Origin of the sequence: Mycolicibacter acidiphilus (genome assembly GCF_018455725.1) — a bacterium.
Taxonomy (GTDB): Bacteria; Actinomycetota; Actinomycetes; order Mycobacteriales; family Mycobacteriaceae; genus Mycobacterium; species Mycobacterium acidiphilum.
The window spans coordinates 1-14498 of the sequence record NZ_JAHCLR010000077.1; the positions used below are offsets into that span (position 1 = coordinate 1).

Annotated in this window: 11 protein-coding genes and 1 pseudogene; 3 read left to right on the forward strand and 9 right to left on the reverse strand. The window is 72.3% G+C overall.

All coding sequences use genetic code 11. From position 1 onward, the window contains the following. Window positions 1–2144, forward strand: a pseudogene (locus tag KIH27_RS20970) (PE family protein); the annotation flags it as partial. Window positions 2145–2751: 607 nt separating this feature from the next. Further along, a complete protein-coding gene (locus KIH27_RS23100) occupies window positions 2752–6594 on the forward strand; it encodes a beta strand repeat-containing protein (protein WP_214094913.1) in 3843 nt (1280 codons plus the stop codon). A gap of 83 nt (window positions 6595–6677) precedes the next feature. On the opposite strand, the gene KIH27_RS20980 is transcribed toward KIH27_RS23100, so the two are convergent. The 9 genes from KIH27_RS20980 to KIH27_RS21020 all read right to left on the reverse strand — a co-directional run bounded on the left by KIH27_RS20980 (window position 6678) and on the right by KIH27_RS21020 (window position 12964). Further along, a complete protein-coding gene (locus KIH27_RS20980) occupies window positions 6678–7025 on the reverse strand; it encodes a type II toxin-antitoxin system PemK/MazF family toxin (protein ID WP_214094903.1) in 348 nt (115 codons plus the stop codon). After that, the gene (locus KIH27_RS20985; RefSeq protein ID WP_214094904.1) at window positions 7012–7242 is read right to left on the reverse strand and encodes a ribbon-helix-helix domain-containing protein; all 231 of its coding nucleotides are present in this window, start codon (window positions 7240–7242) and stop codon (window positions 7012–7014) included. The genes KIH27_RS20980 and KIH27_RS20985 overlap by 14 nt, the downstream gene beginning before the upstream one ends. 31 nt (window positions 7243–7273) lie before the next feature. Beyond that, window positions 7274–7642 carry a GtrA family protein gene (locus tag KIH27_RS20990; RefSeq protein WP_214094911.1) on the reverse strand — a complete coding sequence of 123 codons (369 nt, stop codon included), beginning with the start codon at window positions 7640–7642 and terminating at the stop codon, window positions 7274–7276. Between the two features lie 73 nt (window positions 7643–7715). Next, on the reverse strand, window positions 7716–7943 hold the full coding sequence (locus KIH27_RS20995) for a hypothetical protein (protein WP_214094905.1): 228 nt from the start codon (window positions 7941–7943) through the stop codon (window positions 7716–7718). 8 nt (window positions 7944–7951) lie between these two features. Next, window positions 7952–8782, reverse strand: coding sequence for a galactan export ABC transporter permease subunit Wzm/RfbD (gene wzm, locus KIH27_RS21000; protein ID WP_214094906.1), 831 nt, complete (start codon window positions 8780–8782; stop codon window positions 7952–7954). Between the two features lie 13 nt (window positions 8783–8795). After that, complete coding sequence (gene glfT1 / locus KIH27_RS21005; protein WP_214094907.1) at window positions 8796–9704, reverse strand: galactofuranosyltransferase GlfT1; 909 nt, start codon at window positions 9702–9704, stop codon at window positions 8796–8798. Beyond that, the gene (wzt, locus tag KIH27_RS21010; protein WP_307856967.1) at window positions 9701–10519 is read right to left on the reverse strand and encodes a galactan export ABC transporter ATP-binding subunit Wzt/RfbE; all 819 of its coding nucleotides are present in this window, start codon (window positions 10517–10519) and stop codon (window positions 9701–9703) included. Before wzt ends, glfT1 begins: the two co-directional genes overlap by 4 nt. 2 nt (window positions 10520–10521) lie before the next feature. Then, on the reverse strand, window positions 10522–11112 hold the full coding sequence (locus tag KIH27_RS21015) for a bacterial proteasome activator family protein (RefSeq protein ID WP_214094908.1): 591 nt from the start codon (window positions 11110–11112) through the stop codon (window positions 10522–10524). Beyond that, window positions 11039–12964, reverse strand: coding sequence for a DUF6541 family protein (locus KIH27_RS21020; protein WP_214094909.1), 1926 nt, complete (start codon window positions 12962–12964; stop codon window positions 11039–11041). The genes KIH27_RS21015 and KIH27_RS21020 overlap by 74 nt, the downstream gene beginning before the upstream one ends. A gap of 126 nt (window positions 12965–13090) precedes the next feature. Here KIH27_RS21020 and KIH27_RS21025 point away from each other — a divergent pair, with 126 nt between their 5' ends. Beyond that, window positions 13091–14287 (forward strand): cysteine desulfurase-like protein, encoded by a 1197-nt coding sequence (locus KIH27_RS21025; RefSeq protein ID WP_214094910.1) that lies wholly within the window; start codon window positions 13091–13093, stop codon window positions 14285–14287. Window positions 14288–14498: the final 211 nt, after the last annotated feature.

A 14498-nucleotide genomic window follows, 5' to 3' on the forward strand; every position in this document is an offset into this window, starting at 1 on the left:
GCAGCTCCGCGACCGGCACCGCCGGCGACGCAACCGCGACCGGCGGCTCGGCAACGGTCAACGCCACCGGCACCGGCAGCACGATCACCGACGGCCACGCGGCCGGCGGCACCGCCGGAGTCGGCGACGCCCACGGCGGCACCGGCGGCAACGCCGGCTCCGCCACCATCAGCGCCCAGGACGGCGGCGTCGTCGGCACCACCACCGCCGCGGCCAACGCCACCGGCGGCAACGGTGGCGCCGGCAGCACCGGCGCCAACGGCTCCGGCACCGGCGGTGCCGGCGGCGCGGCCCTGGTCGAGGCCAGCGGCGGTTCGGCCAGCACCGCGAGCGGCGCGGCGGTCGGCGGCAATGGTGGTGCCGGTAGTGACGGTGGCGCCGGTGGCGCCGGCGGGCGGGGCACCGTGTGGGGCGGCTTCGGGGGAGCGGTCGGCACCGAGGGCTCCGCCAGCGGCACCGCTACCGGCGGCGATGGCAACTCCGGCACCGGTGTCGGCAGCACCGGCGGCGACGGCGGCAACGCCTACGTCGTTTCTTCCACCGGATACGGCAACACCACCGCTGTTGCCACCGGCACTGCGACCGGCGGGCTCGGTGGCGCCGGCAGCACCGGTGGTCATGGTGGTGCCGGCGGCGCGGGCATCGTCGGTGGCGGCACTGGCGGGGCACCCAGCGGTGGGTCTGCCCTTGACGGCACGGGCACCGGCGGTGCCGGTGGTGCGGGCTTCGACGGCGGCCAGGGCGGCAACGGTGGAACGGGCTTCGTGATCGGCCAGTACGGGACCACCACCACCGATGGCACCGCGGTCGGCGGCGCCGGCGGCAACAGTGGCACCGGCGTCGGCAACGGCCACGGCGGTAACGGCGGCTACGGCTACCAGGATGCTTCCCTCAACACCTCCGGCAGCAGCGCCATCGGCGGCAACGGCGGGGTCGGCGGCAACGGTGGCACCGGCGGCGCCCTCGGCGGTATCGGCGGCGACGGTGGCAACGCGCAGATGTGGATTGGCAGCGACAACATCTCCCACGCCGGCGACGGTGGGGCCGGCGGGGCCGGCGGCGCCGGTGCCGGCCACGACGGTGGGGCCGGTGGCGCCGGCGGCAGCACCACCTTCACCAACTACGGGCCCCCCAACACGATCACCCACAGCACCGCCACCGGCGGGGAGGGTGGAGCCGGCGGTGACGGCGACGCCACCTCCGCCGGCGGCAACGGCGGTGGCGGCGGTCAAGCCACCGTCAGTGCCAACACCGGCGACAGCATCACCACCAGCACCGCCACCGGCGGCGAGGGCGGGGCCGGCGGCACCAACGGCGCCACCGGCGGCAACGGCGGCTACGCGCAACTGGCTGCCAACCAGGGCGGCACCGTCACCGGCGGGACCGTCGAGGGCGGTGCTGGTGCCGCGGGCACCGACGGTGGCGCCGGTGGGGCCGGTGGGCACGCGATCATGATCGCCGGCCAAAACGCGGCCGGCGGCACCGTCACCGACAGCACCGCGACCGGCGGTGCGGGCGGCACCGCAACCGACGCGGGCAGTGTCGGCGGGACAGGCGGCAACGCCGATGTGACCGCGGCCAAGACCACCACCTTCTTCGGTGCCGCCGGCGGTGCCGGTGGAACCGTGCAGGGCAACGCGACCGGCGGCGTCGGTGGCGAAGCGACCGGTGGCGGCCACGGTGGTCATGGCGGCGGCGCCTCCGTCAACGCCGGCGGTGAGAACGCCACCGTCAACGGCACCTCACACGGTGGTCAGGGCGGCGCCGGCCTCGACGGCGGATCCGGCGGCAACGGCGCCTACGGACGGGTCGACGCATACCAGATCGGCACCGACACCACGGCTGCAAACGCCAACGGAACCGCCACCGGCGGCAACGGCGGCAGCGGAACCAACACCGGAAGCCACGGCGGGAACGGTGCAGACGGCAACATCGGTGCCGGTCCGGGTGGCACCGTCCCTGTCGGCAGTATGGCTCAGGGCGGCAGCGGCGGCAACGCCTCCGGTGGCCTGACCGCGTCCAGCGGCGGCGGCCCGGGTGGACCCGCCGAAGGCGACATCTTCAACGGCAGTTCGCCTGTCTTCGACGGCCAGAACCACTCGTCGCCGGCTATCGGCGCCGACGGAGCCAACAACCCGGCGTAGTCAGTAGCAGCAGTGGGCCGGTTTCCGTCACTCGCGTGATGGGGACCGGCCCACTTGCCGTTTCAGCGCCCCGACGCTCGCTGACCCGCCGGCGTGAACGTCTCCGCCTTCGTGCGCTGGGCAGACGAACGGGGCCACAGCCTTGGATTGAACTGCGAAGACCGTGAAGTGCGGGTCCCGCCAGACCGCCGATGTCGCGCGCAGGCGGGCACAGCGACACACCCTGCACCCTGGTGACAGCCGAGTCTGCTGATGCGCACCGAAGAATCTCCTCGCGCAATCCACCAGATGCCCGGCTAAGGAGAAATGAGGGCCTCCGCACCCAACTGGGTGCGGAGCCGCGTCATCCCCAGTGACGCCTGAGTCCGGTGCTAGCGCCCGCGATATCAATTTCTGGCGCATCCACATGCCCGACTCTCGTTACCGAAGTGGTTGATGTGGCGGATGGAACGTGCCGACACGGGGTGGGATGTCCGTCCGCTGGCCTGAAATCTAGCAATCAAGTCCAGTAATCAAGACATAAGTTGACTAAACACGAAACGTTGTTAACGTATGCGGAACTTGAGAACGTCAGGTCGTTCTTACAGGTCGCCTCAGGAGGAACCGCATGTCCGATCGTCGTCGCAGCCGCCCCAAACCGCGTCAGCGCAGCACCCGCGCGCTCAGTGCCGGCACCACGGTCGGCGCCTTCCTCGCGTTCGGGATGGCCCCGGTGCTCACCGCGCCACCGGCCCAGGCCGACGTCATCGCCGACTTCCTGGGCGACCTGGACGCCTTCGGCTTCATCGGTAGCAGCACCTTCGACACGCTCGGCGGCTCGAATGAGGCGCTGTTCACCGACCTGTGGGGCATGTTCGAGACCGCGTTCGCCGCACCGGACTTCTTCGCTGTCATCAACGCCGACCTGCCGCTGATCTACCAGGCCGACATGTACCTGCCGGCCTGGGTCGACATGCAGGACTTCATCGCCGACCCCACCAACGCCTGGTGGCTGGACCCGACCAATGAGCTCTCGATGATGCTCACCGGCCGGGACTGGATCGGCAACGGACTGGACGGCACCGCCGCCCACCACGACGGGTTCGCCGGCGGCTGGCTCTTCGGCGACGGCGGCAACGGCATCCTCGGCGGTGACGGCGGCGCGGCCGGCATGTTCGGCAACGGCGGCGTCGGCGGCACCGGCACCGCGGCGGTCTTCGACGCCACCGGTGTGCTCACCCAGGGCGCCGGTATCGGCGGCAACGGCGGTGCGGGCGGCTGGCTGGCTGGCACCGGTGGCACCGGTGGCATCGGTGGGTCCGGGGTGTTCACCACCGACCACACCGATGCGGCCGACGCGGTCTATCACGGCGGATTCGGCGGCAACGGCGGTGCGGCCACCGCCCTGTTCGGCTTCGGCGGCAACGGCGGCGTCGGCGGCGCCGGCCTGACCGGTCTGGCCGGCGCCGCAGGTCAAGCCGCCACCGCCGCCACCGTGGCCACGGTCGGCGGCAACGGCGGGGACGGCAGCGTCGGCGGCCTCGGCGGCCACGGCGGCAACGCCGGGTTCCTGTTCGGCAGCGGCGGTCTCGGCGGCGACGGCGGCCAGGGTGGCACCGGCGGGGCCGGTGGCCTCGGTGGCGCGGGCATCGCCGGCGGCAGCGCGGCGGCCGACGGTGGTGACGGCGGTGACGGCGGCGCCGCGGGCCTGGCCGGCCACGGCGGCAGCGGCGGTCTGATGGGTCTGAAGGGCGGCCTCGGCGACAACGGTCTCGGCGGTACCGGCGGTGCCGGCGGTCAGGGCGGTGCCGGCGGGGCGGCCACCGCGACCGCATCGGCGGGTGCCGGTGGCACCGGCGGTGACGGTGGCCTCGGTGGTCACGGTATCGGCGGGCACGGCGGCGGCGTCGGCGGTCAGGGCGGCACCGGCGGCACCGGCGGTGTCGGCAAGATCCTCGACATCGCTAGCGGCCGGGCCCTCACCGGCGGGACCGGCGGCACCGGCGGCACCGGCGGACTCGGCGCCGACGGCGCTCTCGCGGGCAACGGCGGCACCGGCGGTGTGGGCGGCGCCGGTGGCGTCGTCGGCAGCGGGGTGGCCGGGCACGGCGGTGCAGGCGGCACCGGCGGCACCGGCACCGCGACTGAGGCCGGCCTCGGCGGCGGCGGCGGTGGCGGCGGTGGTAGCGCCGCCACCCAGGAACTGAACGGTGGGACGGTCACCGGCAGCGCCACCGGCGGCGACGGCGGCCAGGGCGGTGCCGGCACCACCACCGACGCCGGCGGTCACGGCGGATCCGGCGGCAACGCCTTCACCTGGGCGGACGGCGCCGGCAGCAAGGCCGGCGGGGACGCCCTGGCCGGCAACGGCGGCAACGCGATCGGCACCGGCAACGGCGGTGGTGGCGGCGATGCCCTGGTGCAGGCCAACGGCGCCGGCAGCATCGCCAACTCCGATGCGTTCGGCGGCACCGGCGGCGACGGCGCCGACGGCGGCACCGGCGGCAACGCCGGCTACGGGGCGATCCTCAGCCGCGACGGCGGCGACACCACCGATGCGAGCGCCACCGGCGGCAACGGCGGCTTCGGCAACGCCGGCAGCGGCGGCAAGGGCGGGCTCGCCGGCGTCGGCGCCTGGGGTGCCGGGTCGACCGCCACCGGCGTCGCGCACGGCGGCACCGGCGGCGACGGCGTCGACGGTGGCGGCGGCGGGACCGCCGGCACCGGCCTGGTGCTGTCCGGCTACACCGGCACGCCCGGCAGCGTCGACGGCACCGGCATCGGCGGCGACGGCGGGTCGGGCACCGGCGAGGGCAGCATCGGCGGGGCCGGCGGTTCCGGCTACCTCCAGAGCGGCAGCGACGGTGACGCCGCCGGCACGGCGACCGGCGGCAACGGCGGCGACGCCACCGACGGCGCTCGCGGCGGCACTGCCGGTGACGGCCTGGTGATCGCCCTCAACCAGGGCGAGACCGACGGCACCGCGCTCGGCGGCGACGGCGGCGCGGCTGACGGCGTCGGCAGCATCGGCGGCCAGGGTGGGGCGGCCCAGCTGCTCGGTGACGGCGGCACGGCGGCCGGTCACGCGATCGGCGGCGACGGCGGTGCCGCCGGCAACGCCGGCACCGGCGGTGAGGGCGGCGCCGGTCTGCTCAGCGCGTACAGCGGCAGCAACGTCGACGGCACCGCCACCGGCGGCAACGGCGGCGTCGGCGACGGCGACACCGGTGCCAGCGGCGGCTACGGGGCGGTCACCGGCCGCGACGGCGGCGTCATCACGACCAGCACCGCGACCGGCGGCAACGGCTCCGACAGCGCGACCGGCGGCACCGCCGACATCACCGCATCCGGCACCGACAGCACCGTCGCCAACAGCGTCGCAACCGGCGGCAACGCCGGGGCCGGTGATGCCAACGGCGGCACCGGCGGAACCGGCGGCGCAGCCACCATCACCGCCGACAACGGCGGCACCGTGCACGACGCGATCGCCAAGGCCGCGGCCGGTGGCAACGGCACCGACGGCGGCGCCGGTGGTGTCGGCGGCGGCGCGACGGTCACGGCCGGTGTCGCCGAGGACGGCAGCACCCCGGTCACCGACGGCACCGACGCCGTCGCGACCGGCAGCGCGTTCGGCGGCGTCGGCGGTGACGCGACCGGGACCGGCAGCTCCGGTGGCAACGGCGGCCTGGGCAACATCAACGCCGCCACCGGCGGTCAGGCCGGCGGCAACGGTTCCGTCGCGCAGGGCGGCGCCGGCGGCAACGGTGCCGACGGCGGGGCCGGCGGCAAGGGCGGCGGCGGCCAGATCCTGGCGCTGAACGGCGCCAAGGCCGAAGGCCAGTCGACCGGCGGGCACGGCGGCAACGCCACCGGGGAGAACAGCCACGGCGGCAATGCGCGCAACGGCGACATCAGCGCGGGACGCAACTTCGGTCCGTTCGGTACCGGCGGCTACGCGCACGGCACCACCCAGGGCGGCAACGGTGGCGACGCCATCGGGGCGAACTCGACCGGCGGCAACGCCGGCAACGGCAGCATCCAGGCCACCGGTCAGGGTGCCGAGGCCAGCGGTTCGTCCACCGGCGGCAGTGGCGGCAACGGCATCAACGGCGGCACCGGCGGCAGCGTCGGCGACCCGGTCGTCCCGCTGCCCAGCCAGTTCAGCGCGCTGGGCACCGACGCCAAAGCGACCGACCTGACCGTGGTCGGCGGGACCGGCGGCGACGGGATCGACGGCGGGCAGGGCGGCTACGGCGGCTACGTCCACATCGGTGCGCGTGGTGGTGACGACCCTGGATCGTTCACCGACTCGCAGGTCAGTGGCGGCGACGGCGGCAGCGGTACCGGCGCCGGCATCACCGGCGGCAACGGCGGAAACATGGAGATCATCAACAGCAACGGCGTGTCGTCTGACGGTGTCGATCTCACCGGCACCAAGGGTGCGGACCTGCCGGTCAGCCCGACGCCGTAGTACCAATCCCGGGGGAGTCACAAATGCGGCCCCGCACGTCCCAGGCGTGCGGGGCCGTGCCTATTCGGCGCGACCTCGCCTGCTCATAACTCCAGGTGCAGGCGCAGCGCGTCGTCGAGTTGCCCGAGTTCGACGGGCGGCACCCGGCCGATCCGCCGTCGTAAGCGTTCGACCGCAACCGAGCGAACCTGTTCGGCCTGCGCCTTCGAGTCGACGGTCAGGCCGGTCGTCACGGCCGGCAGCAGCACCTGAAACGGGTAAACGCTCGCGACGTTGCTGGTCAGCGGGACGACGGTCACCACACCCCGGCCGAGTCGGGTTGCTGCGGCATTGGCGCGGTCGTTGCTGACGACGATGGCCGGGCGGTGCTTGTTCGCCTCGCTTCCCCGGACGGGATCGAAGTCGACCTGCCAGATGTCACCGCGGCGCATCGGCGATCCCGTCGGAGGCTGCCTGGTCCCAGATCTCGGCGTCACCGCCGCTTGACCAGTCCGACCAGGCCCTGTCGTAGTCGTCTTCGAGGCCGGGGTGCCGCAGGGCGTGGATTGCATGCCGCACGGCCGCCGACCGGGACTGCAAGCCGGCGCGCTCGGCGTACTCGTCCAGCGCAGCGACGTCCTCGTCGGACAGGCTGATGCTGAGTTTCATACCGAAATGCTACCGGGGTAGGAGTCGATTCCTACCGCACCCGGAAGATCACCGTCCGCTGCACGACGAAGTTGATGATGGTTGCGGTGCCCTGCGCGGCCACGAACGCCACCAGCAGCGCCCACTTGGCGTAACCCAGCCACCCCAGGCACAGGTGGTTGATCCCCACCTGCACCCCGAACGTCAGCGCGTACAGCGTCATCACCGCCGCGAACTTCGCCGTCGACGCCGACGACTGGAACGTCCACCGCCGGTTGATCAGGTACGCCGTCACGGTGCCGGCGATGAAACTGCACGCCTTGGCCAGGTCGACGTTCACCCCCGCCGCCAGATACAGCAGCAGGTACAGCCCGAAGTCCACCACCGCCGAGAGCACACCTGTCACCAGGAACCGCCACATCTGCGTCGACAGGTGCAGGTGCGCGTGGGTGGGGGCGGACTCGGTCACCCGCGAAGTTTACGGTCCGGGCCGCCTATAGATACCGGAGGATCTGCGGCAGGTACCACAGCGCCTGAAGCCAGACGAACAGGATCAGCAGCACCGGGAAGCCCAGGATGACCGCCAGGAACATCTTCGGTCCCGGACCCATGTTGGGGGAGTCCTTGATCTGGCGGGCGAGCCGACGCCCCCGCGGGATCATGGCGATCGTCAGCAGAAACGGCAGTCCCCAGCCCACCAGCAGCGCCATCCCCGTCGACATGAAGCCCCCTACACCCAGTAGGCGACGCGTGCCCGGAACTGTCGCAGCACCGCCGCGGCCACCGCCCAGCCGAGCACGGTCAGCGCCAGCACCACCGCCCAGTGCCGCAGCGACTGGTGCGCCCCGAGCAGTGGCGCCCGCACGATCTCCAGGTAGTGCATCAGCGGGTTGAGTTCGACGACGTTCATCCACCGGGTCGCGCCCTGCTGGCGCAGCGTCTCGTAGTTCCAGATGATCGGCGTCATCAGGAACAGCAGTTGCACCACGGAGAACAGCAGCGGCGCGATGTCGCGGTAGCGGGTGCTCAGAATGCCGAAGCACAGCGACACCCACACGCAGTTCGCCGCGATCAGCGCCAGCGCCGGCAGTACCGAAAGATCCGCCCACGACCAGGGTTTCGGGAAGATCAGCGCGATCGGCACATAGATGACGATGTTGTGCGCGAACAGGATCATCTGCCGCCACACCAGCCGGTAGACGTGCACGCTCAGCGGTGTCGGCAACTGTTTGATCAGCCCCTCGTTGGCGACGAACACGTCGGCGCCCTCCAGGATCGCCGCGTTCAGCAGGTTCCACACGATCAGCCCGAGCGTCACGTACGGCAGGTGCACCGCCAGGTCGAGGTGGAAGAGCTTGGAGTACAGCCCGCCCATCGCCACCGCGGTGGTCGCGGTGCCGATCGTGATCCAGAACGGGCCGAGCACGCTGCGCCGGTAGCGCTGCCGGATGTCCTGCCAGCCCAGGTGCAGCCACAGTTCGTGACGCCGGTAGCCGTCGGCCAGGTCCGCCCAGGCCCGCCGGAACGTCTTGGACTCGACCGCGCTGTCGGTGAAACTCATCGGCGCTCCCAACTCATTGCCGCTCCCCGGGTTTGCCGAACCGTTCCCGCCGCCCCAGCCGCCGCAGCCGGATCCACTCGCGGAAGCCGGCCGGGTCGCGCCGCGACACCAGGAAGAACCAGCCGAACCGCAGCCACTCCTGCAGCAGCAGCTTGCGCATCCCCGGCTGGGCCATCAGGTAACCGCGGTTGCGGTAGGTGAAGTACCGCTTGGTCTCGTCGTCGGGGTACTGGGTGTGCATCCGCCCGGCCAGGATCGGCTTGAACTCCGCCGACCCGCACGGGTGCAGGTACGCCGCGGTCAGGCAGGTGCCGAATGCCAGCCCGGAGCGTGCCAGCCGCCGGTGCAACTCCACCTCGTCGCCGCGGACGAACAGCCGCAGGTCCGGCACACCGACGGCCTCCACCGCCGCCGCGGTGAACAGCGCCCCGTTGAACAGCGACGCGATGCCGGGCAGCAGGTCCTCGCCGGCTGCGCCGCTGCGCAGTTCGCTGACCTCGCGCCGCCACACCAGCCCGCGCCGCAGCGGAAACGCCAGCAGCGCCGGGTCGTCGATGTTGCAGACCATCGGCGACACCTCGGCCAGGTCGTGTTTCTGCGCGCAGGCCAGCAGCCGGCTCAGCACGCCGTCATCGGCCGGCCGGCCGTCGTCGTCGGCCAGCCACAGCCAATCCGCGCCGGCGGCCAGGGCGTGCAGCATGCCCAGCGCGAAACCGCCTGCGCCGCCGAGGTTTCGATGCGACCCGAGGTAGGTCGACGGGACCGGCTGTGCGGCAACCAGTTCACGCACCGCACGATCGTTGTCGTTGTCGACGACGATCAGGTGATCCGGTGCGCGGGTCTGGGTGACCAGCGCGCTCAGCGACTCGGCCAACTGCGCGACGCGCCGGTGCGTCACGACGATCGCGTAGACGTCAGTCACGGTGTGTCCCCGTCGTTTTCGGCGAGCACCTCGCGCACGTGCCGGGCGGCGTCCTCGCCCTCGTAGGCGCGCACCACGTCCTCGATGCCGCCTTCCATGCGCACCGTGCCGTGATCGATCCACATCGCGGTCTTGCACAGCCGGGCCAGGAACTCGTTGGAATGGCTGGCGAACACCAGGATTCCGGACCGCTCCACCAGTTTCTGCAGCCGGGTCTGCGCCTTCTTCAGGAATTCGGCGTCCACTGCGCCGATCCCCTCGTCGAGCAGCAGGATCTCCGGGTCGATGCTGGTGACCACACCCATCGCCAGCCGCACCCGCATCCCGGTGGAGTAGGTGCGCAGCGGCATCGCCAGATAGTCGCCCAGCTCGGTGAATTCGGCGATCTCGTCGACCTTGGCGGCCATCTGCTTGCGGGTCTGCCCGAGGAACAGGCCGCGGATGATGATGTTCTCGTAGCCGGAGATCTCCGGGTCCATGCCCACGCCCAGGTCGAAGACCGGCGCCACCCGGCCCACCACGCTCGCCGACCCGCGGGTCGGTTCGTAGATGCCCGAAAGCAGCCGCAGCAGAGTCGATTTCCCGGCGCCGTTGTGCCCGACCAGACCCACCCGGTCACCGAGCTGCAAGCTCATGGTGATCTCCCGCAGCGCCTCCACCACGACGACGTTGGAGTTGTTGCGCCCGATCGCCCCGCCGGCCTTGCCCAGGAAGGCCTTCTTCAACGATCGCGACTTGGCGTCGAAGATCGGGAACTCGACCCACGCATCCTTGGTCTCGATGCGGATCTCGCGGTGCGGCTCGGGCGTGGTCACGGCTACAGGTACTGGCCGCTGTCGGAGGGCAGGTGCGGGCCGGGCGGCAGCGCTCCGCCGTGCCGCATCTGCTCCAGCTGGGCGCGCGCCGCCATCTGCTGGGCGAACAGCGCGGTCTGGATGCCGTGGAACAGCCCCTCCAGCCAGCCGACCAGCTGCGCCTGCGCGATCCGCAGTTCGGCGTCCGACGGGGTGGCGTCCTCACGCAGCGGCAGCGTCAGCCGGTCCAGTTCCTCGCGCAGCTCCGGCGCCAGGCCGTCCTCTAGCTCCCGGATGGAGGCGGCGTGGATCTCCCGCAGCCGCACCCGGCCGGCGTCATCCAGCGGGGCCGAGCGCACCTCCTCCAGCAGCTGCTTGATCATGGTGCCGATCCGCATCACCTTGGCCGGCTGCTCGATCAGGTCGGTCAGCGACTTCTCGGCGTCGACGGCGTCCAGGTCGGTGGGATCGGCCTGGTCGCCGCCGATGACCTCGACGCCGTCGTCGCCGTCGTCGTAGCTGCTCAAGCCGTTCGCCTCCCTAGCCCTGTCCACGCCACTCGTAGATTCTGGCCCCGCCGTTGTCGTAGATTTTCGCCCACGACCGCGACGCATCCAGTGACAGTAGTCCGTCGGGCAGGGTGAACCCGCGCACTATCGGGCTGGATATCAGCACGTAGCGGATGTTCAGGGCGTGCACGGCCTGCGCCACCCGCGGATCGGTGTCGGCGTCGTCGGCGTACGCCCAGAAGATGAAGCGCTGCGGGCCGGGGCCCTGCTGCTGCGGGTAGTCGTAGTGCGTCCACAGCGGGTGCAGGCCGGCGACGGCGTACATCCAGGCGCTGCCGTCGACGTTGGCGTTGCCGATCACGCTGTCGCGCGCGCCGGGCAGCGCCGCCAGGTAGGCATACGCCTGCAGGTCGAGGTCGTCGACCATCACCTGGTCGTACTTGTCGCCGAGCAGGAACTCGTGCCGGGGCAGGTAGTGCCAGCCCAGACCCGCCGTCGCGACGGCCAAAACCACCGCGGCCACCCCGCCGCGCAGCGCCGGCTTCCCGGGCAGCCGGCGCACCGCCAGGCCCACCAGCGTCGCCAGCGCGATGCCGGCCATCGGTACCAGCAGCACCGTCATCGCCGCCATGATCCGCCGCGGGTCGCTGTAGAACAGCGCGGTGAACCGGCCCAGCACCGCGGCGACCGCCCCGCCTGTCGGCGCCGACGACTGCACCACCGCCACCACCAGCACCGCCCACAGCGCCAGCGGCCACCACACCTTTTTGACCAGCAGCACCACCGCGCCGATCGCGGTCAGCCCGACCAGCGTGTACTGGATCGGGAAGTCGTTGAGGTGGCGGGTGTGCAGCAGCAGCGCGTCGCGCAGGCCGGACTTGCGGCCCTCATGGGTGAGGAAGGAGTGCCCGGCGATGATCTCCGCCTGCCGGCGCACGCTCAGCAGTTGCGGCGCCAGCAGCAGCCCGGCCGGCACGGCGACCCCGGCCAGCGCCAGCGCGTCGCGCCGCTTCCCGCGCAGCGGGTGCCGCAGCGCGTCGCCGAGCCACCACGCGAGCAGCATCAGCACCACGATCACGCCGCCGGTCAGGTGCACCGAGAACACCCCGAGCAGCCCCAACACCGCCACCGGGATCCGGTCACGCAGCGTGCGCACGGCCGTCACCAGGGCGAACGCCGGCACCACCAGCCCGTACGCCACCAGGTTCGGCATCGCCGCGGTGCCGAACTCCACGTAGGGCAGCGCGGTGAACGACGCCGCCAGCGCCCCCGCCGTGCCGGCTGCCGCCGCGGTCCGCCACATCGGCGTCACCCGCGCCAGCAGCTGCCAGGTGAGCAGCGCCGCGCCGACGGGGAACAGCCAGATCGCGGCGGCCAGCGCGCTCAGCGTGCAGGCCGTGGTCGGCGCCGCGCCGGTCAGCTGGCACAGCAGCGCGGTCAGCGCGTGGAACGCCGTCGGGTAGTACAGCGCCGCGTGGGTCTCGACGTTGCGCAGTTCCCCGGCGTGCGTCGGCGACGCCTGGCCGGTGTCGAGGATGAACCGCACCGTGTTGGCGTGCCAGACGGCGTCCCAGGTGCTCGGCACCGACTGCCAGTGCGGGATGCCGACCACCGCCGCCCAGCCGATCAGCACCATCCCGAGCAGCACCCCGGCTCCGACGGCGACCATCGGCCCGACGGCGGTGACCGGGGCGGCGACGTGGACGAGGATCCGGCGGTTGAACAGCGCCCGCAGGCCGGCGGCCGCACCGCCGACCAGTGCGGCGGCGACCAGCAACGTGGCCAGCGCCGTCCACGCGTTCCAGGGGACGCCCAGCGCCCCCAGCGGCACGATCCCCAAACCTACGGAACCGTAGGTCAGGACCGGTCCGACGGTCACCGCCAGCGGCCAGGTCAGCCGGGCGCAGCGGGCGACGAGGGTGCCGGGCACGATCAGCAGCAAAATCGCGACGAGCATTCCGGAGCTGTGAAGCACTGCACTAGTATCGCTGCGAGGTGACGCGGCTAAGCGCAGGCGGGGAGCTATCCGGTAACCGATCCCTTCAGCGATCGCCTGATCTTGAGAAGTTTTGAGGTGGCTGGCATGGCCTACGACGTCGCCCGGGTGCGCGGACTGCACCCGACGCTCGGTGACGGCTGGGTGCACTTCGACGCGCCCTCGGGCATGTTGATCCCGGATTCGGTGGCGACGACGGTGTCGACGGCGTTCCGCGGGTCACTGTCGACGGCGGTGGGTCCGCACCCGGCCGCGCGGCGCAGCGCGACGGTGCTGAGCACGGCCCGTCAGGCGATCGCCGACCTGCTCGGCGCCGATCCGCGCGGGGTGGTGCTGGGGCCGGACCGTGCGGTGCTGCTGACGTCGCTGGCCGAGGTCGCGTCGTCGCGGGTGAGCCTGGGTTACGAGGCGGTGGTCACCCGGCTGGACGACGAGGCGAACGTCGCGCCGTGGGTGCGCGCCGCCAACCGCTACGGCGCCAAGATCAAGTGGGCCGAGGTCGACATCGAGACCGGCGAGCTGCCCAGCTGGCAGTGGGAGACGCTGATCACCCCGGCGACCCGGCTGGTGGCGATCACCTCCGCGTCGAACATCCTGGGCTCCGTCACCGACCTGCGGCCGGTGACCAAGCTGATCCACAACGCCGGTGGGCTGGCCGTCGTCGACCACTCCGCCGCGGCGCCGTATCAGCTGTTCGACATCAACGAGATCGACGCCGACGTGGTCGCGGTGAACGCCGCAGCCTGGGGTGGGCCGCCGGTCGGGGCACTGGTGTTCCGCGACCCGGCGCTGATCGACACGTTCGGTTCGGTGTCGCTGGATTCGCGGGCCGTCGGGCCGGCACGCCTGGAGGTCGGGCATCACCAGTTCGGGCTGCTGGCCGGGGTGGTTGCCAGCGTCGAGTACCTGGCGTCGCTGGACGAGTCCGCCCGCGGCAGCCGGCGCGAGCGGCTGGTGGTGTCGATGCAGTCCGCGGCGCAGTACCTCAACCGGCTGTTCGAGTACCTGCTCAGCTCGTTGCGGTCGCTGCCGCTGGTGATGCTGATCGGGCAGCCGGAGGCCCGGATCCCGGTGGTCAGCTTCGCGGTACACAAGGTGCCCGCCGACCGGGTGGTGCAGCGGCTGGCCGACAACGGGGTGCTGGCGATCGCCAACACCGGGTCGCGGGTGCTGGACGTGATCGGCGTCAACGACATCGGCGGCGCGGTCACCGTCGGGCTGAGCCACTACTCGACGATGGCCGAGGTCGACCAGCTGGTCCGCGCCCTGGCCTCGCTCGGCTGAGCCTTCTTGCCGCGAGCGTGCACAACCCACCGGCATTTCCGCAGGTCGCACCGGTGAACTCTGCACGCTCGTCGTAATTGGTCCGGCCGCAGCCGTCCCGGCCGCAGCACCCATCCCAGCGGCAACACCCGCTCCGCCGGCCCCATCCGTCACCGCAGGGCGGGGGTGCCCTCCCTGCCCGCCTCTGCGCGACGTTGAGACTGGTATTGCT